Raw genomic sequence first — 496 nt, forward strand, 5'->3', positions numbered from 1 at the left:
GGAGCTGGTCAGTTGCCTGCGCAGTGGACGTGCGCTGCGCGTTCCTCGAGCCCGAACCGTGCAGAAGGCTTGGGGCACGTGACCGAGGAAGTGCTGATCAGCCAGCGCCCGGCAGAAGCGGAGGACCGCGCGGTTCCAGGCCACTGGAGGGCGACTTGATCATCGGCCTGGAGCGTTCAGCGATCGGCACGCTGGTCGACCGGACCACGCGCTTCACGATGCTCGTCCACCTGCCGCGGGAGGAGGGGTACCGCCACAAGCAGACCGTGAAGAACGGGCCGGCGTTGGCCGGCTACGGCGCGATCACGGTGAAGAACGCACTCGCCGCGACCATGACGACGTTGCCTGAGCAGATGCGGCGATCACTGACCTGGGACCGCGGCAAGGAACTGTCGGCGCACGCCGCATTCAAGGTCGAGACAGGCATCCCGGTGTTCTTCGCTGACCCGCACAGCCCGTGGCAGCGCGGAACCAACGAGAACACCAACGGGCTCCT

The 496-nt window shown here is 66.9% G+C and carries 1 pseudogene; it reads left to right on the forward strand.

Going from position 1 to position 496, the window contains the following annotated elements:
• Positions 1–496, forward strand: a pseudogene (locus tag B277_RS15550) (IS30 family transposase); the annotation flags it as partial.

It is taken from the genome of Janibacter hoylei PVAS-1 (genome assembly GCF_000297495.1).
In the GTDB taxonomy this organism is placed as follows: Bacteria; Actinomycetota; Actinomycetes; order Actinomycetales; family Dermatophilaceae; genus Janibacter; species Janibacter hoylei.